At 71.5% G+C, this 21,228-nt stretch carries 19 protein-coding genes and 2 pseudogenes; 7 read left to right on the forward strand and 14 right to left on the reverse strand.

Translation table 11 applies throughout. The annotated features are described in order from the left end of the window. Nucleotides 1-3 precede the first annotated feature (3 nt). From ACFYOH_RS17910 to ACFYOH_RS17920, 3 genes are read right to left on the reverse strand one after another with little or no spacing between them, the layout of a single operon-like run. Complete coding sequence (locus ACFYOH_RS17910) at nucleotides 4-510, reverse strand: ATP-binding cassette domain-containing protein (protein WP_388626566.1); 507 nt, start codon at nucleotides 508-510, stop codon at nucleotides 4-6. Beyond that, nucleotides 507-2,267: an FAD/NAD(P)-binding protein gene (locus ACFYOH_RS17915; RefSeq protein WP_388626568.1), complete on the reverse strand. Its 1,761-nt coding sequence runs from the start codon at nucleotides 2,265-2,267 to the stop codon at nucleotides 507-509. The genes ACFYOH_RS17910 and ACFYOH_RS17915 overlap by 4 nt, the downstream gene beginning before the upstream one ends. Beyond that, nucleotides 2,264-3,121 carry an amino acid ABC transporter permease gene (locus tag ACFYOH_RS17920; RefSeq protein ID WP_388626570.1) on the reverse strand — a complete coding sequence of 286 codons (858 nt, stop codon included), beginning with the start codon at nucleotides 3,119-3,121 and terminating at the stop codon, nucleotides 2,264-2,266. The genes ACFYOH_RS17915 and ACFYOH_RS17920 overlap by 4 nt, the downstream gene beginning before the upstream one ends. Nucleotides 3,122-3,526: 405 nt before the next feature. Between ACFYOH_RS17920 and ACFYOH_RS17925 the strand changes: the two genes are divergently transcribed. Further along, nucleotides 3,527-4,450 (forward strand): ABC transporter substrate-binding protein, encoded by a 924-nt coding sequence (locus tag ACFYOH_RS17925; RefSeq protein WP_388626572.1) that lies wholly within the window; start codon nucleotides 3,527-3,529, stop codon nucleotides 4,448-4,450. 23 nt (nucleotides 4,451-4,473) lie between these two features. Here the strand turns inward: ACFYOH_RS17925 and ACFYOH_RS17930 are convergent, their stop codons facing one another. Then, nucleotides 4,474-5,649 carry a DUF5685 family protein gene (locus tag ACFYOH_RS17930; protein WP_388626573.1) on the reverse strand — a complete coding sequence of 392 codons (1,176 nt, stop codon included), beginning with the start codon at nucleotides 5,647-5,649 and terminating at the stop codon, nucleotides 4,474-4,476. A 268-nt stretch (nucleotides 5,650-5,917) separates the two neighbouring features. On the opposite strand from ACFYOH_RS17930, the gene ACFYOH_RS17935 reads away from it, so the two are divergent. Then, nucleotides 5,918-6,355 carry a cell division protein SepF gene (locus ACFYOH_RS17935; protein WP_388626574.1) on the forward strand — a complete coding sequence of 146 codons (438 nt, stop codon included), beginning with the start codon at nucleotides 5,918-5,920 and terminating at the stop codon, nucleotides 6,353-6,355. Nucleotides 6,356-6,391: 36 nt separating this feature from the next. Here ACFYOH_RS17935 and ACFYOH_RS17940 read toward each other — a convergent pair whose 3' ends face one another. Both ACFYOH_RS17940 and ACFYOH_RS17945 read right to left on the reverse strand, forming a co-directional pair. Next, nucleotides 6,392-7,582, reverse strand: coding sequence for an acyl-CoA dehydrogenase family protein (locus ACFYOH_RS17940; RefSeq protein WP_388626576.1), 1,191 nt, complete (start codon nucleotides 7,580-7,582; stop codon nucleotides 6,392-6,394). Nucleotides 7,583-7,680: 98 nt separating this feature from the next. Beyond that, entirely contained in the window at nucleotides 7,681-9,297 is a 1,617-nt protein-coding gene (locus tag ACFYOH_RS17945; RefSeq protein ID WP_388626578.1) for an MFS transporter, read from the reverse strand. 260 nt (nucleotides 9,298-9,557) lie between these two features. On the opposite strand from ACFYOH_RS17945, the gene ACFYOH_RS17950 reads away from it, so the two are divergent. Next, nucleotides 9,558-10,874 (forward strand): mannosyltransferase family protein, encoded by a 1,317-nt coding sequence (locus ACFYOH_RS17950; protein ID WP_388626580.1) that lies wholly within the window; start codon nucleotides 9,558-9,560, stop codon nucleotides 10,872-10,874. Between the two features lie 237 nt (nucleotides 10,875-11,111). Then, nucleotides 11,112-12,140 (forward strand): phosphatase PAP2 family protein, encoded by a 1,029-nt coding sequence (locus tag ACFYOH_RS17955; protein WP_388626582.1) that lies wholly within the window; start codon nucleotides 11,112-11,114, stop codon nucleotides 12,138-12,140. Between the two features lie 107 nt (nucleotides 12,141-12,247). Here the strand turns inward: ACFYOH_RS17955 and ACFYOH_RS17960 are convergent, their stop codons facing one another. Next, nucleotides 12,248-12,463 carry an I78 family peptidase inhibitor gene (locus ACFYOH_RS17960; protein ID WP_153544274.1) on the reverse strand — a complete coding sequence of 72 codons (216 nt, stop codon included), beginning with the start codon at nucleotides 12,461-12,463 and terminating at the stop codon, nucleotides 12,248-12,250. Nucleotides 12,464-12,871: 408 nt separating this feature from the next. Between ACFYOH_RS17960 and ACFYOH_RS17965 the strand changes: the two are divergent. Then, nucleotides 12,872-13,210 (forward strand): annotated as a pseudogene (locus ACFYOH_RS17965) (cbb3-type cytochrome c oxidase subunit I); the annotation flags it as partial. On the opposite strand, the pseudogene ACFYOH_RS17970 reads toward ACFYOH_RS17965, so the two are convergent. After that, nucleotides 13,184-14,128: pseudogene (locus tag ACFYOH_RS17970) on the reverse strand (helix-turn-helix transcriptional regulator); the annotation flags it as partial. The pseudogenes ACFYOH_RS17965 and ACFYOH_RS17970 overlap by 27 nt on opposite strands. A 77-nt stretch (nucleotides 14,129-14,205) precedes the next feature. After that, nucleotides 14,206-14,868 (reverse strand): transglycosylase family protein, encoded by a 663-nt coding sequence (locus tag ACFYOH_RS17975; RefSeq protein ID WP_388626584.1) that lies wholly within the window; start codon nucleotides 14,866-14,868, stop codon nucleotides 14,206-14,208. A 538-nt stretch (nucleotides 14,869-15,406) separates the two neighbouring features. Between ACFYOH_RS17975 and ACFYOH_RS17980 the strand changes: the two genes are divergently transcribed. After that, nucleotides 15,407-16,216, forward strand: a complete 810-nt coding sequence (locus tag ACFYOH_RS17980) for a hypothetical protein (protein WP_388626585.1) — start codon at nucleotides 15,407-15,409, stop codon at nucleotides 16,214-16,216. 83 nt (nucleotides 16,217-16,299) lie between these two features. Beyond that, the gene (locus tag ACFYOH_RS17985) at nucleotides 16,300-16,701 is read left to right on the forward strand and encodes a hypothetical protein (protein ID WP_388626587.1); all 402 of its coding nucleotides are present in this window, start codon (nucleotides 16,300-16,302) and stop codon (nucleotides 16,699-16,701) included. Between the two features lie 64 nt (nucleotides 16,702-16,765). On the opposite strand, the gene der is transcribed toward ACFYOH_RS17985, so the two are convergent. From der to ACFYOH_RS18010, 5 genes are all read right to left on the reverse strand, one after another. Continuing rightward, nucleotides 16,766-18,250, reverse strand: a complete 1,485-nt coding sequence (der, locus tag ACFYOH_RS17990) for a ribosome biogenesis GTPase Der (protein ID WP_388626589.1) — start codon at nucleotides 18,248-18,250, stop codon at nucleotides 16,766-16,768. Nucleotides 18,251-18,343: 93 nt separating this feature from the next. Then, nucleotides 18,344-19,051 (reverse strand): lysophospholipid acyltransferase family protein, encoded by a 708-nt coding sequence (locus ACFYOH_RS17995; protein WP_388626590.1) that lies wholly within the window; start codon nucleotides 19,049-19,051, stop codon nucleotides 18,344-18,346. After that, on the reverse strand, nucleotides 19,009-19,704 hold the full coding sequence (gene cmk, locus ACFYOH_RS18000; protein ID WP_388626592.1) for a (d)CMP kinase: 696 nt from the start codon (nucleotides 19,702-19,704) through the stop codon (nucleotides 19,009-19,011). Before cmk ends, ACFYOH_RS17995 begins: the two co-directional genes overlap by 43 nt. A gap of 118 nt (nucleotides 19,705-19,822) precedes the next feature. After that, nucleotides 19,823-20,908: a prephenate dehydrogenase gene (locus ACFYOH_RS18005; protein WP_388626594.1), complete on the reverse strand. Its 1,086-nt coding sequence runs from the start codon at nucleotides 20,906-20,908 to the stop codon at nucleotides 19,823-19,825. Further along, complete coding sequence (locus tag ACFYOH_RS18010) at nucleotides 20,905-21,042, reverse strand: hypothetical protein (protein WP_388626596.1); 138 nt, start codon at nucleotides 21,040-21,042, stop codon at nucleotides 20,905-20,907. The genes ACFYOH_RS18005 and ACFYOH_RS18010 overlap by 4 nt, the downstream gene beginning before the upstream one ends. Nucleotides 21,043-21,228 lie beyond the last annotated feature (186 nt).

Consider the following 21,228-nt stretch of genomic DNA (forward strand, 5'->3'; position numbering starts at 1 on the left):
GTCTCACAGCACCTTCGCCAGGAACGCCCGCGTCCGCTCGTGCCGCGGCCGGTCCAGCACCTCGCCCGGCGGCCCCTGTTCGACGATCCTGCCGTCGGCCATGAACACCACCGTGTCGGCGACGCCCTCCACCGCCTCCTTGCGGGGCCGTTTCAACGCGGACACCGGGGCCTCGACGACGTTGTCGAGGACCGTGAGGTGGGGAAAGAGGTGGAAGTTCTGGAAGACGAACCCGATCCGGGTGCGCTGTCGCAGCACCTCGCGCTCGGGCAGTTCGTACAGCTTGTCCCCGGCGCGCCGGTACCCCATCAGCGAGCCGTCGACGCTGATCTCGCCCCGGTCCACCTTCTCCAGATGGTTGATGGTGCGCAGCAGCGTGGACTTGCCGGAGCCGGAGGGGCCGAGCACGACCGTCACCTCACCGGCGTGCACCTGGAGATCGATGCCCTTGAGGACGTCGAGCGGGCCGAAGCTCTTGTGCACCGACCTGATGTCGACCATGACGCTCATCGCGCGGGTTCCCTTTCGAGTGAGGTGCTCAGGAAGGCCAGCGCCGCCCGGGCGGTGGCGTCGTTCTGCCGGAACGCGGCCCCGCCGGTGCGCGGCCGGGTGAAGGCGCCGGGGGTACGGGCGTCGGTGTACGGGCCGAGCGCGAAGCGCCGGGGATGCGGTCGCCCGGCGCCGTCGAGGATCCGGCCGTCGCCGGGGTCGACGCGGAGCAGTCCGTCGGGCGTCTCGGCGGCGCCGTCGGTGTGCAGTGCGCGCAGCAGGCGGTCGCGGGCCCGGCCGACGGTGGGCTCGGGCAGCCGGGCCTCGACCAGCGCCCGGGCCTCGACGACGAAGCCCGGCACGGTGGGACTCGTGGCACGGAACACCCCGTCCGCGGCGGTGACGGACATGTCGGCGCCGACGAACCTGAGCAGGCCGGCCCGGGACAGCGCGAGCATCTGCCGCAGCCGGGGGCCGGGCGGCCCGGACGCCAGGTAGCTGAAGAATCCGTGCCACCACGGGCCGATGTTCCCGAGGCGGACGAGCTGCCCGTAGACGGAGAGCAGCCCGAGGAAGACGCCGAGGTCCGCGCTGTACGACGGATCATGACGGCGTCTCAGGTCCGCCTCGACATACCGCCGCAGGCCCTCCTGGAAGTCCTCGTGCGAGGCATGGCGCACCCCGTCCAGCGGATGATCGAGCGCGGTGAGGTCGAGCCGGTCGGCCGGATCGGGCACGGCGGCGGCGACCAGCGCCTGCACCTCGGCGGCGTCGCTCGCGGCCGCGTACTTCTCCTCGAAGTCGGCCCAGGCCATCGCCGTACGCTCGGCGTGGGCGGTGAAGAGGCGGTGATAGTGGGCGAAGCCCAGCTCCTTCTCCACCAGCGGCCACACATCGCGCCGGAAGTCGAGGCCGCCGGGACGGGCCTGCAGGGCCTCGACCTGGGCCGGGCCGAGGAAGCGGGGCAGCGGGGGCCGGTCGCCGGTCCAGTCGTAGCCGATCTTCGCGTGGTACGGCACTCCGCGCCGCGAGCCGACGTGGAGCACCGGCTCCCGCCCCGAGGGAAGGTAGGTGTCGCCCTGGTACCGCCCGCCGCGCCCCTCGGTGAGCAGCACCATCAGGTCGACGAAGGCCAGCCCGAAACCGCGGACGAGAACGGGTTCGCCGGGCCTCAGCGGGGACAGGTCGCTGTCGGCGGTGAAGTCGGGCGGCAGGTGCACCAGGTCGTGCTCGCGGGCGTACGCGGCCAACTTCGCCTGATCACCGTCGAGTTGGGCGTCCAGATGGCCGATGGCGAGGATCACCAGGTCGGCGGCAAGGGGACGCGGATCGCCCTCCAGCCACACCTGCTGGCGGCCCTCGCGCGGGCCGCTGATCCGCAGGGCGCGCCGGGGATGGTGCCGCACGGTGATGCCCGCGGGCAGCTCGGCCCGGGCTCGCTCGTACACCCAGCGCAGATAGCGGCCCTGGAGCTGCCGGTCGGCGAAGGTGCCGCCGTCGAGGCCTGCCCACTCGTGCAGGGTGGGGCCCTCGCGCACCGGTCCTTCCATGGTCACCGTCTCGTCGGTGAACATGGTGACGTCCTCGGCGTGCGAGTTCATCCACAGCAGCGGGGACTGCTCCTGCCGCCAGATACGGCCGCCACCCGGCGGATGCGGGTCGACCAGATGGATGTCGAGGCCCCGGCCGGCGTACAGCTCGGGGGCGTTGGCGGCGATGCGCTCCAGCAGTCCGGTCCCCCGCGGCCCGGCTCCCACGATCACCAGCTGCGGCCTCATCGGGCGTGCTCCGTGCCACGCGCGTAGTACTTCTCGATGTAGTGCTGTCCCAGGCCGAGAGCCGAGGTGACGACCGCGTACCAGAGGGTCGCGACCATCAGCAGCGGGATGACCTGGTAGGTCCGGTGGTAGATCAACTGGGCGGAGAACAGCAGGTCGTCGACGGCTATGACGCTGACGATCGAGGTGCCCTTGAGGGTGCCGACGAGCATGTTGCCGGCGGGCGGCACGATGGCGCGCATGGCCTGCGGCAGCACGATCCGCCACCAGCGCCGCGACCGGCTCAGGCCCAGCGCCTGGGCGGCCTCGATCTGCCCGCGGTCGACGGAGAGGATGCCGGCCCGGACGACCTCGGCGGCGAAGGCGGCCTCGTGCAGGGTGAGTCCGACGATCGCGACGGCGACCGGGGTGAGCAGGTTGACGGTCTTCACGCCGAACACCTGTGGGTACAGCGCCCCGATGTTGAACCACAGCAGCAGCTGCACCAGGATCGGGATCGAGCGGAACAGCCACACGTAGCCCCAACCGACCGCGCGCAGCACGGGGTTGGCGGAGAGCCGGAAGGCGGCGAGCAGGGTGCCCAGCGCGAAGCCGAGGACCATCACGACCGCGGTGAGCCACAGCGTGAGCCAGAGCCCGCGCAGAATGGAGCCGGTGGTGAAGTAGTCGGCGACGACGTCCCATTGGAACGCCTTGTTGCGCAGGACGGAGTTGACGGCGAGGGCGAGCAGCACGAGGACGACGACGGCTGCCGCCCACTGGCCGTACCGGCGCTGCGGGACGATCCGCGGGACGTCCGCGGGCTCGGGAATGCCCGGGGCGGCGGGGGGTTTGGCGAGGGTGTCGGATGACATGCGAAGGCTCCGTGACGCGAAGAGACGTCAGAACACGGGTGATGCCTTCACACGGACGCGCCGTGCGGCGCGGGTACGGCCGAGCCCCTCAGCAGGGCCGTCCACCGAGAGTACGTGGGCGTTTCCCTTCGCTGTCAAGGCTGTCCGAACTGTGAGCCGTACATCTCAAGTCAGTTGACGCGGAACCGGATGCCTGTTCCACTTGGCCCATGCATCCACAGCAGTGGCTGGTCACCCGCTCCCACATCGACTTCGGTCGCGTGTGGTCCTCTTCCTGTTGAGCTGACCCCCTGCATGCGCCTGCCCTCGGGCGGGCGCACTCGCGTTCTCCCTTTTCCTCGCCTTCACACGCGCACCCCTCCCCTCGCGCTCTGCACCCTTTCCGCTCCCAGGAGACCGCAACCGATGCGCACGCTTCATTTTGTACCTTTTTTCGGCATTACGTCGGCCGCCCTGCTCCTCACCGCCTGCGGCTCGGGCGGGGCGGGCACAGCCCCGGTGGCGGCCAAGTCCGACGACGTACCCACCGCCGACGTCGTCTCCGCCGAGCAGAAGGACGAGGCGGCGGCCAGGCTGCTGCCCGCCGGCACCACCCGCCTCACCGTCGCCATCAGCGTCGGCGGCACCCCGCCCGGCACCACGTACCTCTCCGACGGCAAGACGCTGACCGGCCAGGACGTCGACTTCACCAAGGCGGTCGCCAAGGTGCTCGGCGTCAGGCTGAAGGTGGAGCAGGCGAGCTTCGAGGCGATCCTGCCCGCGCTGGACAGCGGGAAGTACGACTTCGGCGCCTCCAACTTCGGCGTCACCGACGAGCGCCGCAGAACCATCGACTTCGTCACCTACATCAACGACGGCCAGGGCTTCGCCACCCGCAAGGACAGCAAGCTGACGCGGGTCACCGACCTGAAGCAGCTCTGCGGGCTGAACGTGGCGACCGGCGCCGGCACGACCTTCGAGGCCACGCTGGAGGAGAACAAGCACGTGTGCACCGACGCGGGCAGGAAGCCCTACCAGGTGCAGACCTACTCCGAGCCGAGCGCGATCTGGTCCTCGGTCCAGCAGGGCCGCAGCGACGTGGTGATGTCCACCATCAACGGCCTGCGCTACGCCGTGACCCACCAGCCGGGCCTGAAGTTCCTGAACGAGTACCACCGCCTGGACGTGGGCTTCGCCTTCAAGAAGGGCAGCAGGCTCACCCCCGCCTTCCGGGCGGCGGTGAACAGGCTGCTGGCCGACGGCACGTACGAGAAGATCCTCGGGAAGTGGGGCACGACGGGCTCGGCCCTCACCAGGTCGCGGATCAGTCCGCCGGAACTGAAGAACTGAGCGAGACGGTCACAGGGGCACCGTCACAGGCCGCAGTCACCACACGAGCAGCACTCACAGCACTCGCAGCACTGGCAGGCCTCGCAGCACGACAGGTCGCAGTCGCAGTTGGCACAGCACCCCTCGCGCTTCTTCCGCGACCAGGGACCCTCGAACTCGTCGGCGCAGCACACCTTGCAGGTGCAGCACAGGCCGAGGGCGGCCGCGCAGCCGGCCCAGAAGCCGCGCTTGTCAGGGTGCGGCGGCTGCCCGCCGAAGGGGTTGCCGTACGGGTGGCCCGGCGCTTTCGGCGCGTGGTGGCCGAGCGGCGGTCCGAAGGAGGCCTCGGGCGCGTGTCCGCACGCGCGCGTGCCGAACGCGCGGTCCACCGAGCGCTCCAGTTCGTGCACGAGCAGCAGATGGACCAGCCTGCCGTGGGCGAACTCGGCCTCCCGCAGGGCGAGCCGGATGCCGTGCACGGCGTCGTCGGCGAGCCGGCGGGCCTCGGCACGGGAGGTGCCGGTGGCGGTGAGGGGGTTCCAGGCGCCCGACGCGGCGTCGGCCTCCTGGTCCTCCACGGCGTCCAGCAGATGTGCGAGCCGCCCGAAGAGCCGGCCGGCCTCCGCGAGCGGCTGTGCGTTGCCCGGCCGTCCGGCCAGCACCGCGGTGTGGGCGAAGGCGGCGGCGGTCGCGCTCTCGGTCGGCTCGGTGACCGTCAGGATCGGGGTGCCGTATCCGGCGAGGGTCTCCAGGCCGAGCTGCCGGCCTGCGGCTTCGACGAGGACGCCGGTGTCGAAGCCGACCGCGGCGCCGCTGTGGGCGCCGGCCCTGCCCCAGCCCGCGGCGACGCGGCGCGCGGCGGCGGCCACGGGCCGACGGGCCAGCAGCCCGTCCCGGTCGGCGACATGGTCGCGCACCTTCACCGCGGCGAGCACCAGCGAGACGGCGGCGGCGAGCCGGGCACCCTCGCCCTGGGCGACGGAGGCGGTGCGCATCCCGCGCAGCGCGCACGGCCCGGCCGTACGGCGGCCGTCGGCGGTCCGTCCGGCCTGAGCCTCCGTCAGGACCGATATGAGAAGGCCGTCATAGTTCGTCACGATGCGCGCGAGCTGCCCGTGATCGCGGCGCAGGGCGAGGCAGAGCCCGCACAAGTGCGCCATCCACTCGGCCTTGAGGCTTTCGCCGAGCCGATGAGAGCACGGTCTGACGATTCCGAACACGACGATCCCCCGTGGTGTGGTACGACGTTGACGTTCACCCGTACGCACCGATCATCACCCATCCGCCGCCGACAATCATATTTCACTCTCAGTCAGCAGCCGTATGAGTCGCGACCCTTGGGGCACAAGGGCTCTCGACGGATCGGCTGTGCACCAGTACCGTCACAAACCCCCCGCGCGGCGTCTATCCACTTGGCGCGCCGTCCGCATCATGGATGACCATAGGGACGCGGAAAGCAGAAAAAGACCGCTGTGAGAGGAGGCGTCCATGGGATCGGTACGCAAGGCGAGTGCGTGGCTCGGCCTCGTCGACGACAACGATGACGAGCGTTACTACGACGACGAGTACTCCGAGGGCTCCGAATCCGGGGACGCCTGGGTCACCGACCCGCGGGTGAAGGTGGCCTCGGACACGGCCGAGGAGAAGGGCCGCCGGATCGGCACGGTCACCCCGGACAGCTTCCGGGACGCCCGCGCCATCGGCGAGCTGTTCCGGGACGGGGTCCCGGTCATCATGAACCTCACCAACATGGAGCCCGGCGACGCCAAGCGCGTGGTGGACTTCGCGGCGGGGCTCATCTTCGGTCTGCGCGGCTCGATCGACCGGGTGTCCAACCGGGTGTTCCTGCTCACCCCGGCCGACACCCAGATCATCAGCGGTGAGGCGTCCGCCCACCGCGAGGACGGCTTCTTCAACCAGAGCTGAGGCAGGGCCGCTCACCGGCCCTGCCCGCCCCGGTGCTCACCGGAAGGCGTCGAGCCCGGTGAGCGCCTTGCCCAGCACGAGCTGGTGCATCTCGACGGTGCCCTCGTAGGTGAGCACCGACTCGAGGTTGGTCGCGTGCCGCATCACGGGGTATTCGAGCGAGATCCCGTTGGCACCGAGGATGGTCCGCGCCGTACGACAGATCTCGATGGCCTCGCGGACGTTGTTGAGCTTGCCGAAGCTGACCTGCTCGGGACGCAGGCGGCCGGCGTCCATCCGCCGCCCCAGATGGTGGGCGAGCAGGATCCCCTTGTGCAGTTCCACCGCCATGTCGGCGAGCTTGGCCTGGGTGAGCTGGAAGCCGCCGATGGGCCGCCCGAACTGCTCCCGCGTCCTCGCGTAGTCGACCGCCGCCTCGAAGCTGCTGCGCGCCGCGCCCATCGCGCCCCAGACGATGCCGTACCGGGCGTGGGACAGACAACTGAGCGGTCCGCGCAGTCCAGTGACCTCCGGGAGTACGGCGTCCGCGGGCAGTCGTACGTCGTCCATCACCAGTTCGCTGGTGACGGAGGCGCGCAGGGACCACTTGTGCTTGATCTCGGGCGCCGAGAAGCCGGGGGTGTCGGTGGGGACGACGAAGCCGCGGATGCCGTCCTCGGTCTGCGCCCAGACGACGGCCACCCCGGCGACCGACCCGTTGGTGATCCACATCTTGCGGCCGCTGAGTACCCAGTCGTCGCCGTCGCGCTTGGCGTGGGTGCGCATGGAGGCGGGGTCGGAGCCGTGGTCGGGCTCGGTCAGCCCGAAGCAGCCGATCACCTCGCCGGCCGCCATGCGGGGCAGCCACTGAAGCTTCTGATCCTCGCTGCCGAACCGGTGGATCGCGTACATGGCGAGGGAGCCCTGCACGGAGACGAGGGACCGGATGCCCGAGTCCGCCGCCTCCAGCTCCAGGCAGGCCAGGCCGTACTGCACGGCCGTCGCCCCCGCACAGCCGTACCCCGTCAGGGACATGCCGAGGGCGCCGATGGAGCCGAGTTCGCGCGCGAGTTCACGGATGCCGGGCAGCTCCCCCTTCTCGTACCACTCGGCGACGTACGGCAGCACCCGGTCCGCCGCCCAGGCCCGCACGGTGTCCCGCACGGCCAGGTCCTCCGGTTCCAGCAGGTCGTCGATCCCGAGCGGGTCGGCGGGATCGAAAGGGGGCAACTTCGCGGACGCGGACATGGGACACCCTCCGGCACACAGAAAACTAGCACCGCTAATCACTTATGTGCCGCCGACGTTACGGTGCGGTGTCCTGCACGTCCAGTACGTCGGTCACGTCAGACGGAGACGCGGGACTCCACCACTTCCCGCTGCGCGGGCAGCTCCAGCGCCTCCACCGCCGCCGGTGACTGCGCGCACTGCATGACCCGCGGCAGCCGCAGCGCCATCACTGCGCCCAGCAGCAACAGCCCCGCGCTCACCAGCAGCGTCACATGCAAGCCGTGCACGAAGGAGTCCCGGGCGACCCGCCGCAGCGCGGCACCGGTGGATCCGCCCAGCCGCCCGGCGACGGCGTAGGCCTCGCCGAGCGAGTGACCGGCCGCGTCCGAGGCGTGCCGCGGAACGCCCGGCACCGCTCGCAGATGCGGTGCGTAGGCCGCGTTCATCACGCTGCCCAGCAGCGCGATGCCGATGCCGGCGCCCAGCTGGTACGAGGTCTCGCCGATCGCCGCCGCGCCGCCGGCCTGCTCCGCCGGGGCCTCGCTGAGCATCGACTCGTACGCCCCGAAGAGCGTGGTCTCCAGACCGAAGCCGAGAAGCACGAAACCGGAGAGCAGCAGCGGCGCGTTGTCGGTGCCGCCCATCGCGGTGAGCGTCAGGACCGCGGCGGCGGTGAGACAGAAGCCGAAGCAGACCATCCGGCGCGGCCCGAACCGGCGCAGCAACCGCGCGCCCGCCAGGCCCGCCGCCATCGCGGCGACGGTCAGGGGCAGCAGCCTCAGGCCGGTCTGCAGCGGGGAGAGCCCGAGCACCAGTTGCAGATACTGGGCGGCGATCAGCTCCAGGCCGACGAGCGCGAGCATCGCCAGCACGATGCAGCCGACCGAGGTGCTGAACGCGGGCCGGCGGAACATCCGCAGGTCCACCAGCGGATGCGCAAGCCTGCGCTGCCGCCGTGCGAAGAAGAAGAGGAGGGCCGCGCCGGCCAGCAGCGGCAGCACGGTGAAGGGGCTCGCCGGTGCCTCGCCGCCGCCCAGCCGCTTCACGCCGAGGACCACACCGAACAGTCCTCCGGCCGCCATCAGGGCACCGACGACGTCCCAGGGACCGCGCCGGTCACCGCGCGACTCGGGCAGCAGGATCCGGCCCACCGGGAGACTGATCAGCATCAGCGGGATGTTGACGAGGAAGACCGCGCCCCACCAGTAGTGCTCCAGCAGGAAGCCGCCGAGCAGTGGGCCGACGGCCGCACCGACGGCGGCCACCGCGCTCCAGACGCCGATGGCGAGCGCGCGTTCGCGCCGGTCGGGGAAGACCTGACGGAGGATCGACAGGGTCGCCGGCATGATCATGGCGCCGCCGACGCCGAGCAGCGCGCGGGCGAGGATGAGCATCTCGGCGGTCTGCGCGAAGGCGGCCAGTGCGGAGGCGACGCCGAAGAGGCCGTAGCCGAGCAGCAGGACGCGTCTGCGGCCGACCCGGTCGCCGAGGGTGCCGAAGAGGATCAGCAGCGAGGCGCAGACCAGCGGATAGACGTCGACGATCCAGAGCAGTTCTATGGCGCCGGGCTTGAGGTCCTCGGTGACGGCGGGGACCGCCACGTGCAGCACGGTCGCGTCGAGGGCGACGAGCAGGAGGCTGGTGCAGAGGACGACGAGGACGACCCAGCGGTTCGCACCGGGCCCGGCCGTCCTACGGCGCGGCCGTACGGCAGCCGTGGTCGTCCCGGACATGTACGTACCTCCCAGATGTGCCGCGCGTGGGGCGGACCGACGGGGTGGGGACTCCCTGTCGTACGGCCGGAGAGGAGCGGGGTCTCCGGCCCGCGCACAACCCACGCGGGTGACTCGTCAGCGTACGCGAGTTCGCCACGGGGGCACGTGGCGGACCTCTCACACGCGGGACGGAACCCGTGTGGCGTACGCCACTTCGTTCCCCCTTGACCACGCCCCGGGGGCCGGTGCGGTTCCGCCGCCCGTCGATAATCGAGTCCGTGACCGATCTTGACACGCGTGTGGCCCCAGCCCACGCCCCACTTCTCCGCCGGGCGATCCCGGCCCTCCTGGGCTATGCGGCGGTCCGCGCCCTGGGGCTGGTCGTGCTGGCGTTGTGGAGCGCCGCGCGCGGCAAGAGCGCGTACACCCTGCTGACCGCGCGCTGGGACTCGCTCTGGTACACGCGGGTCGCCGAGCTGGGGTACGGCTACGAGGTGCGGCTGCCGAACGGCGATGTGCACTCCAATCTGGCGTTCTTTCCGCTGCTGCCGTGGCTGGAGCGGCTGGGGCACGCGGCCCTTCCGCTGTCGTACGCGGACGCCGGTTTCGTGGTCGGCCTGCTCGCCTCGCTCGCCGCGGCCTGCGGGATCTTCGCCGTCGCCGAGCGGGTGTACGGGCCCCGGGTGGGGATCTGCGCCGTACTGCTGTGGGCGGTGCTGCCGGTCGGGATCGTGCAGTCGATGGCGTACAGCGAGTCGCTGTTCACGGCGCTGGCGGCCTGGTCGCTGTACGCGCTGCTGACCGGCCGGTGGATCACCGCGGGCACACTGGCGGCGCTGGCGGGGCTGACCCGGCCGGTGGGGGCTGCGGTTGTCGCGGCGGTGTGGGTGGCGGGCATGCTCTCGTTCGTGCGGGACCGGAGCACGATGCGCACGCCCGGCGCACACAACACCGAACACGCCCCGGCGCCCACACCCGGCGCATCCGACAACACGCGCGCCCCGGCGCACACGCCCGGCGTGGAGGCCGCTTCATACAACCCTCATATCCCTGAGGCCCCGGCGGACACCCCCGCCCCAAGCGCCCCACCCGCCCCGACGTGGCGCCGGGCCCTCGGCATGGTGATCTCGCCGCTAGGGGCCGCCGGTTATGTGCTCTGGGTCGGACAGCGGACCGGTAGGGGATTGCTCGGATACCTGGACGTCCAGGCCGGATGGCGCAATGGGTTCGACGGCGGCTACGCGTTCGCGCGCTTCGTGGCCGACAAGTTCACGTCATTTCCGTCCGCGTTCGCCGGCGCCGGTCTGATCATCGGGGTCGCCCTGCTGCTGTGGCTGTACGTGACCGGCGTCCGCCGGCGTCAGCCGGTCGAACTGCTGGTGTACACGGGTGTCGTCCTCGCCCTCGCCCTGTGCGCGTCGAGCTACTTCGGCTCCAAGCCGCGGCTGCTGATGCCGGCGTTCCCCGTGCTGCTGCCACTCGCCTGCGCCCTCGCCCGGCTGCGCACGTCCCGATCCGCGCTGGTCACGGGCGGGTTGGCGGTCGCCACGGCGGTCTACGGGGCCTTCTGGCTGAACGGCTCCGGCCCCCCGTGATCGACTTCAGCGGCCGATGACGCCCCGGAAAATTCCGCGCCAGGACCGGGTTAACGCATTCATAAGCGCTATATAAACAACGCCCGGCATGATCAAAGGAATTGAAGGGAACGGCCTCACAGGATTGCGGAATGCCTGAAATTCGGGGCGCCCTTGAGAGGTTTCCCACATCACATCGTCATCACAAAGCCGCTGTTTCGACCGGGAACACAGCTCACTCGCTGTAACGTCGATTGGGTGCGTACCGAACGAAACCTCACCCGGCGTCTGGACCGGGTGTTCGCCAGACTCGACCGTGAGCCGGAACGACCGGCCCACATCGATGTGCCGAGGATGAGCCGGCACCGGGTCGTTCTGTTCACGGCGACCCTGGCTTTCTACCTGGCGATCGTGTGGGCCGTGGTGATCACGTCCTGGCTGGTCCGGCTCGACTGGCAGGTCATGTTCTTCCGGCCGTACCAGCAGTGGCCGCAGATCCACGCCTTCCTCGACTACTACGTGGTGCTCGGCCAGCGCGGCCCCACCGCGGTGATGGTCGCGGCCTGGCTCGGCTGGCGCTCGTGGCGGCAGCACACCCTGCGCCCGCTGCTCACCCTGGCCACCTCCCTGCTCCTGCTGAACATCACGGTCGGCGCCGCCAAGCTCGGCATGGGGCGCCTCGGTCCGCACTACGCGACCGTGATCGGCTCGAACGAGATGGGCCTGGGCGGCGATATATTCCCCAGCGGCCACACCGCCAACGCGGTCGTGACCTGGGGCATCCTGGCCTATCTGGCCTCCACCCCGAGAGCGCGCCGCTGGCTGTCGGCGCTGTCCGCGATCACGGCGCTGGGCGTCGGCCTCACCACCGTCTACCTCGGTACGCACTGGCTGAGCGACGTGCTGCTGGGCTGGGCCGCCGGCCTGCTGATCCTGCTCGCCCTGCCGTGGTTCGAGCCGCTGATCGCCAGGGCCGAGACAGCGCTGTTCGACCTGCGCGACCGCTGGCGCGCCCGCCACAGCCGGCCCGTGCCCGAACCCGCCGTCCCGGTCACGCCGGTGGTGCTCAGGCCGACTCGCGCCCAGGCCGGGCAGCCGGCCCCCGCGCGCGAGCCCGCCGCCTCGACCCGTGCCTCCAGAGGGCTGGCGCATCTGGCCCCGGGACCGCACACGACCCGCTCGGAACGCACCCCGGTCACCCCGGCCGGCAGCCGCCGCCCGCCACACGCCGACCACCGCGTGCCGCGCGGCACGACCCAGCCGGCCCGGCCGCTGACGGGCGGCTGACGCCGGGGCCCGGTACGCACAACGGCCCCGCGCATACGACGAAGGCCCCGCTTCCCGAAGGAGGGAAACGGGGCCTTCGCCCGGTACGCGTCCAAATGGCGCGGCCCTCAGCCTTTCCAGGCGCGAGCCACCACGCCCTCCCGCACCTCGAAGTTCAGCCGGCCCACCCGGTACTCCATGGTGATGATCGCGCCCGGCGGCAGCGACCGTACGGTCGACCAGCCACGCTCCCGAGCGAGCCGCTCGGCGTGCGCGGCGTCGAGGCCGACGTACCCGTCCGGACTGTCCTGGGGCTCCGCTGGCGGAGTGGGAATCGGTGCCATGCCGCCACGCTACCGCGCAGCGCAAGGTAAGAGTCGTATCCGGCTCCCGTCACACTTCTGTCACAGCTTCCCGACCGCGTTTCCCTCGAACTCCATCACACGTACGGGCGTTTCCACAGGGTGCACCGGGGTAATCGAACAGAATTCACGCGCCCCTGAGCAACCCGCCGAATTACCCGCCGGAAAGTTCCGCCGCCGGGATCCGGACGGGCCCCGGGGGGTGTGAATCCCCGCGCAATCCGGCAGCGCGGCCGGGCCATCTGACGCCGCATGGGAATTTTCACGGATTCAGCACATCAGCGCCACGCCCCCTGTCGGAACGGGTGACCCCGCGAGCATCATGGCGCCGGTCCGCGGGTACGCGGGGCGGCAGGCCCGGGCGCGACGATGCGAAGGGGCGGGCGAGCGATGGGGACCGAGACCGTAGGGGCGTCGGCAGGGCCGGCGCGCGGCAGGAACCGGGCCGACCGGGTGGTGGTCGACTGGCTCACCACCACCGACCACAAGAAGATCGGGCATCTGTACCTGATCACGGCGTTCGGCTTCTTCCTGGCCGGCGGGGTCATGGCGCTGCTCATGCGCGCGGAACTGGCCCGGCCGGGACTCCAGATCATGAGCAACGAGGAGTACAACCAGCTGTTCACGCTGCACGGCACGATCATGCTGCTGCTCTTCGCGACCCCGAGCTTCGCGGCCTTCGCCAACGAGCTGATGCCGCTGCAGATAGGTGCGCTTCCGCCTGATCTCCCCGGTCAGCCCGGCGGGCTCGATCACCTCGAAGGGGAAGCCGGTCATCATGATGTGAATGACCATCACCTCCAGGTTCGGCGCTCCGCTGCGCAGGACGCAGGCGTCCTCCCCGTCCGCCTCCAGCGTCCCGGCGGACGGCGAGATGCGCTCGGCGGCCTCGTGCAGCGGCACCAACAGCCGTACGGCGGAGTGCGTGGCGTACGCGCGCGTGGAGACGCCCTTGGAGACGTAGGCGGCCAGGTCCTCGGCGGGGGGCTCGCGCGGGGTGAAGCGGGGCCCGTGCGGGGGCTTGGGAGTGATGCGGTCGACGCGGAAGGTCCGCCAGTCCGCCCGGTCGACGTCCCAGGCGACCAGATACCAGCGCCGCTCGGTGCACACCAGCCGGTGCGGCTCGACGGTGCGGCGGCTGTCCGCGCCGTCGTGCGTGCGGTACTCGAAGCGCAGCCGCTCGGCGTCCCGGCACAGGTTGGCCAGTCCGGTGAGGAGCGCCGGGTCGACGTCCGCGGCCGGCGGGCCGCCGCGCAGCATCGGCACGGTGTAGGCGCCCAGGGCGCTCACCCGGCGGCGCAGCCGGCCCGGCAGCACCTGTTCGAGCTTGGCGAGGGCGCGCACCGAGGTCTCGCCGATGCCCTCGATGCCCTGCCCGGCGGCGGTGCGCAGGCCGACGGCCACGGCCACGGCCTCGTCGTCGTCCAGCAGCAGCGGCGGGAGTTCGGCGCCCGCGCCCAGTTGGTAGCCGCCGCCGGTGCCGGGGCTGGCGTTGACCGGGTAGCCCAGCTCGCGCAGCCGGTCCACGTCCCGGCGGACCGTGCGCGTCGTGACGCCGAGCCGGCCGGCGAGTTCGGCGCCGGACCACTCGCGGTGGGCCTGGAGCAGCGAGAGCAGGCGCAGCAGACGTGCCGAGGTCTCCAACATGGGGCCGAGTCTGTCAGGGAACGCGGACAGCCACTGTCCTCGACGGACAGCGGCTGTTCTGCGCGGGTGCTCGGTGTTCAGAGCGCGAGGCGCTGGCCGGGCACGATCAGGTTCGGGTCGTCGCCGATGACCTTCTTGTTGGCGGCGTAGATCCGCTGCCAGGTGGTGCCGTGCCGCTCGGCGATGGCGCTCAGGGTGTCGCCCTCGCGGACGGTGTAGCCACCCGTGCCGCGGGACTCGCTGCGGTTGGTGTGGCCGGCCGGGCGTTCCGGCGCCTTCGCCGGGGCGGACTTCGTCGTCACGCTGCCCTTGTCGACGCTCGTACCGGTGGTCGCGGCCGCCGGGGCCGCGCCAAAGGCTCCGGCGCGGGCCGAGCAGACCGGCCAGGCGCCCCAGCCCTGGGCCTGCTGGACCTCGGTGGCGACGGCGATCTGGGCGCTCCTGGAGGCCTGGTCGGCCGTCGGGGCGTAGGCGGTGCCGCCGTACGCGCGCCAGGTGCCGGCGGAGAACTGGAGCCCGCCGTAGTAGCCGTTGCCGGTGTTGATGTGCCAGTTGCCGCCGCTCTCGCACTGGGCGATGCGGTCCCACACTCCGTTGTCCGCCGCGGCGGCGTTGCCGGTGGCGGCCAGCACTCCCAGCGGGGCCAGCAGTGCGGCTCCGGCCAGCGCGGCCGTCGTACGGCCCTTGCGGGCGCCGTCGGGACGGGCGGTGTTGCGGGTGGTATCGGCACACTCGGACATGTAATTCCCTCTCCACGAACCCGGGCTCCCCCGGGCGGAGCACGCCTCGCCGCGCAGGACCGCGGTCGTGCGTGCCCGCCCCGTCCGTGTGACCGGTGCCGGCGGTGGTGCTGTGCCGGTGCCGGGCGTCGGACGTACCCGAGCGGTGCTCGTTGCACACGGCGGAGGAATGTAAGGAGGACGAGCGGTCGGAATCAACCAACTCACTGTCATTCCAGGCCAGTTGCCCGTTACCGCGAGTATCGGCGATTTTCGGCCACCCACTACATCCGCTGATTTCCTGATTTTTCGACCAACGACTGAAGCGATCTGTGACCCACTTCACCACTCCAAGTTCCTTGACGAGGCGACGAGTTGACCATGAGTAGCGAATTCCGGACCGTTGGTGACCGTGTGCGCCGCTTGGTTCGAACCGGTTGCCCTCGGGGCGTGACTCCCACCACAGGACGTCCGTTGTCTTCTTCATGAGCCCGGAACCCCGGGACTCAGCGGCCGGGAGCCACCCGGCCGACCCAGCACCGCATCCCGAGGAGCCACCGTGCCGCGCATGCTCGACGTCAGTGACGCCGTACGCGCCGAGATCGGCGACGAAGAAGCCGACCGGCTGCTCGCCGGAGAGAACGCCCCGGGCAGTTACGACTGCACGTCCTGCCGCACCCCGGGCGACTCCGAGCAGGAGCGCACCAGCACCGTTCTGTTCGTCGGCGACGAGACCGCCGTCCTTGCTTTCGCCCACGCCAGCTGCCTGCCCTCGCAGGTCGTCCAGGTCACCGAGGAGCAGCTGCAGGGCGCCGTCCGGTCCATCGGCGGCGGCACCGCGGGCTCCGGGGCCGCGGGCTCCGCCGCCGCGGGTGAGCCGCAGAAGGCCGTGCCCGAGCAGGCCGTGCTCGGCGTGACCAGCGGACTCGTCCTGATCGAGGGAGAGTTGCACCCCGCGCTCGTCGTCGAGCCGACCTCGCCGATCGTGCGTCCGGGCTCCACCGGGACGGGCGACGACTTCCTGCCGCTGCTCATCGAGCAGGGGTTCATGCCGCTGACCGAGCTGGCGTCCGTGCCGCCGGTGCTGCACGGCTGGTCGGTGCTGCTCGCCGTGGGCCAGCTGCACGCGGTGCTGCAGCCCTCGGCGAGCGGCGGGCAGCCGGTGGCCTGGTGGCAGGCGCATCAGCCGCTGCAGGTGGCGGACAGCTGGCGGGCCGCCGCGAACAAGCACCAGCAGGTGCTGATGTTCGCTGCGCCGGTGGGTTCCATCGGCCGGCAGCCGCGGGAGGACCTGCTGCGGGAGTCCCTCGACAAGGCGGCGGCGAACGGGAAGCTGGTCGCGGCGGCGCTTCCTCTTGCGGGCACGTGATTCCTTCGCGCGCATATCAGCACAGTCCGGCGCCCCTGATTCCGTGACCGCATCCCTTTGGGGCCCCGGTCGTTTGGACATACGTGCACGCATACGACGCTCCCCCTCCCCGCCGGTCCGCCTTCGTCTCTGTTCCCTCTGCGCGGTTGGCGCAGGACGGAGGCGGTGGGGGCTCGGCCACGCCGATCTACGACTCGCTCTACGCGGAGTGGGTCAAGACCTTTCGTACGCTGCCGGGTGACCGCAGCGGGGAGGAGGGGCTGACGTTCAGCCCCTTCGGGCAGCTGCCCGACCGCACGGGGGGCTACGGGGGCCACCGGGCGGGGTCGTTCAGCAGCACGTACAGCGCCTACAGCGCGGGCGCGTACAGCGCGCGGCAGCAGTCGCAGTGGCAGCGGGTGGGCACGCTGGGGCGGCAGCATCAGGACAGCGGGATGCAGCATGTGCCGGCGGCGCTGCCGCCGGGGCCGCGCCGCGGTGTGTGACCGGCCTACGACGTGAAGGGCGACCCCTGGAGGACCAGGTGCCGCCCTTCACGTCGTACCGCCGTTACTTCTTCTTCGCGCCGCGCTTCTCGCGCACCCGCACGGAGATGTGGATCGGGGTGCCCTCGAAGCCGAACTCCTCGCGCAGGCGGCGCTCGATGAAGCGCCGGTAGCCGGCCTCGATGAAGCCCGAGGCGAAGAGGACGAAGCGCGGGGGCTTGGTGCCGGCCTGGGTGCCGAACAGGATGCGCGGCTGCTTGCCGCCCCGGATCGGGTGCGGGTGGGCCGAGACCAGCTCGCCGAGGAAGGCGTTGAGGCGGCCGGTGGGGACGCGGGTCTCCCAGCCGGCGAGGGCGGTCTCGATCGCCGGGACCAGCTTCTCCATGTGTCGGCCGGTGCGCGCCGAGACGTTCACGCGCGGGGCCCAGGCGACCTGGCCCAGCTCGGTCTCGATCTCGCGCTCCAGGTAGTAGCGGCGCTCCTCGTCGAGGGTGTCCCACTTGTTGTAGGCGAGGACGATCGCGCGGCCCGCCTCGACGGCCATGGTGACGATCCGCTGGTCCTGCACGGAGATGTTCTCGGAGGCGTCGATCAGGATGACGGCGACCTCCGCCTTCTCCACCGCGGCCGCGGTGCGCAGGGAGGCGTAGTAGTCGGCGCCCTGCTGGAGGTGGACGCGCTTGCGGATGCCCGCGGTGTCGACGAACTTCCAGGTCACGCCGCCCAGTTCGATCAGCTCGTCGACCGGGTCGCGGGTGGTGCCCGCCAGCTCGTTGACGACGACGCGCTCCTCGCCGGCCACCTTGTTCAGCAGGGAGGACTTGCCGACGTTCGGGCGGCCGATCAGGGCGATCCGGCGCGGGCCGCCGATGCCGGTGCCGCCGAAGGTCTCGCGCGGCGCGTCCGGCAGTACCTCCAGGACCGCGTCGAGCATGTCGCCGGTGCCGCGGCCGTGGAGCGCCGAGACGGGGTGCGGCTCACCGAGGCCGAGGCTCCACAGGTAGGCCGCGTCGGCCTCGCCGCTCGGGCCGTCGACCTTGTTGGCGCACAGCACCACCGGCTTGCCGGCCTTGCGCAGCAGCCGTACGACCGCCTCGTCGGTGTCCGTCGCGCCGACCTTGGCGTCCACGACGAAGACGACCGCGTCGGCCGCCTCGATGGCGTACTCGGCCTGGGCGGCCACGGAGGCGTCGATGCCGAGGACGTCCTGCTCCCAGCCGCCGGTGTCGACGACCTTGAAGCGGCGGCCGGCCCATTCGGCCTCGTAGGTGACGCGGTCGCGGGTGACGCCCGGCTTGTCCTCGACGACCGCCTCGCGGCGGCCGATGATCCGGTTCACCAGGGTCGACTTGCCGACATTGGGGCGGCCGACGACGGCGAGCACGGGCAGCGGCCCGTGGCCCGCGGCCTCGATGGCGCCCTCGACGTCCTCGATGTCGAAGCCCTCTTCCGCGGCGAGCTCCATGAACTCCGCGTACTCGGCGTCGCCGAGAGCCCCGTGGTCGTACTCGTGCTCAGCCGAGTCGCCGGGCTGGATGTCGTCGTTCATGTAGTCCGTACCTCGTCGTTCTTCGTGGTGATCGGTGGAACAGGCCCCTGACGGGATGACCCCCGGTGGGCTGATCCACTACTCAAGTGTCGCCTAGCGCCCGGTCAGGCGCCTGGCGTTTTCCAGGTGGCTGGTGAGCTGCTTCTGGATGCGCTCGGTCGCCTCGTCCAGCGCCGTGCGGGTGCGCCGGCCGCTGCCGTCGCCCGCCTCGAAGGGGTCGCCGAAGACGACGTCTATGCGCGAACGCAGGGGCGGGAGCCCCTTCATCAACCGCCCGCGCCTGTCGGAACTTCCCAGTACGGCTATGGGCACGATCGGTGCCCCGCTGCGTACGGCGAAGTAGGCGAGCCCGGCGCGCAGCGAGGCGAAGTCGCCCTCGCCCCGGGTGCCCTCCGGGAAGATGCCCAGCACTCCCCCGGCCTCCAGCACGCCGAGGGCCCGGGTGATCGCGGCGCGGTCGGCGGTGGCGCGGTCCACCTTCACCTGGCCGATGCCGGTCAGGAAGGGGTCCAGCGGGCCGACGAACGCCTCCTTCTTGATCAGGAAGTGTGTGGGCCGGGGTGCCACGCCCATGACCATCGGGCCGTCGATGTTGTGCGAGTGGTTCACGGCGAAGATCACCGGACCGCTCGTGGGCACCTTCCAGGCGCCGAGCACGCGCGGCCTGAACAGCCCGTGCATCAGGCCGACGCCGATGCGCCGCCCGACCTCGGCGCCCCGCACCGAGGGCAGCTTCTCCGCGGGAGCTGACGGAAGGCTCACTTCCCGGCCCGCTTCTCCTCGACCAGGGTGACGACGCACTCGATGACCTGGGCGAGGGTGAGCTCGGTGGTGTCCACCTCGACCGCATCGCCGGCCTTGGCGAGCGGCGAGGTCTTGCGGGAGGAGTCGGCCGCGTCCCGCTTGATCAGCGCCTCGCGGGTGGCGTGGATGTCGGCGCCCTTCAGCTCACCGCTGCGGCGGGCCGCACGAGCCTCCGGGGAGGCGGTGAGGAAGATCTTCAGATCGGCGTCCGGGAGGACGGTCGTACCGATGTCACGGCCCTCGACCACGATGCCGTTCTCGGCGCCGACGGCAAGCGAGCGCTGCAGCTCGGTGATCCGGGCGCGCACCTCCGGCACCGCGCTGACCGCGCTGACCTTGGAGGTGACCTCCTGGGTGCGGATCGGGCCGGACACGTCGACGCCGTCGACCGTGATGGCCGGGGCGGCCGGGTCGGTGCCGGAGACGATCTCCGGCTTGCCCGCGACGGCGGCGACGGCGGTCGGGTCCTCCAGGTCGATGCCGTTGTTCACCATCCACCAGGTGATCGCCCGGTACTGGGCACCGGTGTCCAGGTAGCTCAGGCCGAGCTGTGCGGCGACGGCCTTCGACGTGCTCGACTTGCCCGTGCCGGAGGGGCCGTCGATCGCGACGATCACGGGCTTGGCGGTCGGGGCGGTGCCGTTTTCCACGGAGGGACACCTTCCTGGTGCGGTGTGGGCGGGTGCGGGGGCGAGAGCGCCCTGCACAAGGTTACTGGGTGCGGGTCACTCGTCCGGCCCTGCGGGCGCGGGCGCGGACATCGGCGGGCTACTGCCGCAGGGCCCACCCGCGCTCCCGGAGGGCGGCCGTCAGCACCGGTACCGCCTTCGGCTCCACCATCAGCTGCACCAGACCGGCCTGCTGCCCCGTCGCATGCTCGATCCGCACGTCCTCGATGTTGACCCCGGCCCGTCCCGCGTCGGCGAAGATACGGGCCAGCTGCCCCGGCTGGTCGTCGATCAGGACCGCCACGACCTCGTAGACCCGCGGAGCGGACCCGTGCTTGCCGGGTACCCTCACCTGGCCCGCGTTCCCGCGGCGCAGCACGTCCTCGATGCCGGCGGTGCCCTCGCGCCGCTTGTCCTCGTCGGAGGACTGCAGGGCGCGCAGTGCCTCGACGGTCTCGCCCAGGTCGGCGGCCACGTCGGAGAGCAGGTCGGCGACCGGGCCCGGGTTGGCGGACAGGATGTCGATCCACATGCGCGGGTCGGAGGCGGCGATCCGGGTCACGTCCCGGATGCCCTGCCCGCACAGCCGTACGGCGGATTCCTCGGCGTTCTCCAGACGTGCGGCGACCATGCTGGACACCAGGTGGGGCATGTGGGAGACGAGGGCGACGGCGCGGTCGTGGGCGTCGGCGTCCATGACGACCGGCACCGCCCGGCAGTGCGAGACCAGCTCCAGGGCGAGGTTCAGCACCTCGGTGTCGGTGTCCCGGGTCGGGGTGAGCACCCAGGGACGGCCCTCGAAGAGGTCGGCGCTCGCGGCCAGCGGGCCGGACTTCTCCCGGCCGGACATGGGGTGGGTGCCGATGTACGCCGCCAGGTCCAGACCGAGCGCCTCCAGCTCGCGGCGCGGGCCGCCCTTGACGCTGGCCACGTCGACATAGCCGCGGGCCACACCGCGGCGCATGGCGTCGGCGAGGACGCCGGCCACATGGGCGGGCGGGGCGGCCACGATCGCCAGGTCGACCGGGCCCTCGGGGGCCTCGTCGGTGCCGGCGCCCAGCGCGGCGGCCGTACGGGCCTGCTGGGGGTCGTGGTCGGCGAGGTGGACGGTGACGCCGCGCTGGACGAGGGCCAGGGCGGCGGAGGTGCCGATCAGGCCGGTGCCGATGACGAGTGCGGTTCTCACGGTGCGATGTCCCCCCGCAGGGCGGCCGCGGCGCCGGGGCAGACGCGGCTCATGTCGGCTGCGACCTGCTCGTCCCTGTGTCCGGCCGCGTCCCGCCCGACCGGGACGGCCCCCCGGACCGCTCGTACCGCCACGGCGCTGCTCCCTGCTGACGTGCGGATCTTTTCTTGGTCCGTCCAGCGTAGTCAGCACGCGCGCACGAAGCGCACGGCGCCCGACCGCTGAGCTTGGCGTTTAACCTCGCTGGGCTTGGTGTTCCTTGATTGATTCGGCGCGTTTGACGGTCTTGCCGACGTCGTGGTGCCTGGCCCGTTGCTTGT

Source organism: Streptomyces sp. NPDC007856 (genome assembly GCF_042868225.1).
Taxonomy (GTDB): domain Bacteria; phylum Actinomycetota; class Actinomycetes; order Streptomycetales; family Streptomycetaceae; genus Streptomyces.

What these genes read in the sequence shown, in the direction of transcription:
- ACFYOH_RS17910 (WP_388626566.1), bottom strand. Translation starts at nt 510, where the DNA reads ATGAGCGTCATGGTCGACATCAGGTCGGTGCACAAGAGCTTCGGCCCG.
- ACFYOH_RS17915 (WP_388626568.1), bottom strand. Translation starts at nt 2,267, where the DNA reads ATGAGGCCGCAGCTGGTGATCGTGGGAGCCGGGCCGCGGGGGACCGGA.
- ACFYOH_RS17920 (WP_388626570.1), bottom strand. Translation starts at nt 3,121, where the DNA reads ATGTCATCCGACACCCTCGCCAAACCCCCCGCCGCCCCGGGCATTCCC.
- ACFYOH_RS17925 (WP_388626572.1), top strand. Translation starts at nt 3,527, where the DNA reads ATGCGCACGCTTCATTTTGTACCTTTTTTCGGCATTACGTCGGCCGCC.
- ACFYOH_RS17935 (WP_388626574.1), top strand. Translation starts at nt 5,918, where the DNA reads ATGGGATCGGTACGCAAGGCGAGTGCGTGGCTCGGCCTCGTCGACGAC.
- ACFYOH_RS17940 (WP_388626576.1), bottom strand. Translation starts at nt 7,582, where the DNA reads ATGTCCGCGTCCGCGAAGTTGCCCCCTTTCGATCCCGCCGACCCGCTC.
- ACFYOH_RS17945 (WP_388626578.1), bottom strand. Translation starts at nt 9,297, where the DNA reads ATGTCCGGGACGACCACGGCTGCCGTACGGCCGCGCCGTAGGACGGCC.
- ACFYOH_RS17960 (WP_153544274.1), bottom strand. Translation starts at nt 12,463, where the DNA reads ATGGCACCGATTCCCACTCCGCCAGCGGAGCCCCAGGACAGTCCGGAC.
- ACFYOH_RS17975 (WP_388626584.1), bottom strand. Translation starts at nt 14,868, where the DNA reads ATGTCCGAGTGTGCCGATACCACCCGCAACACCGCCCGTCCCGACGGC.
- der (WP_388626589.1), bottom strand. Translation starts at nt 18,250, where the DNA reads ATGAACGACGACATCCAGCCCGGCGACTCGGCTGAGCACGAGTACGAC.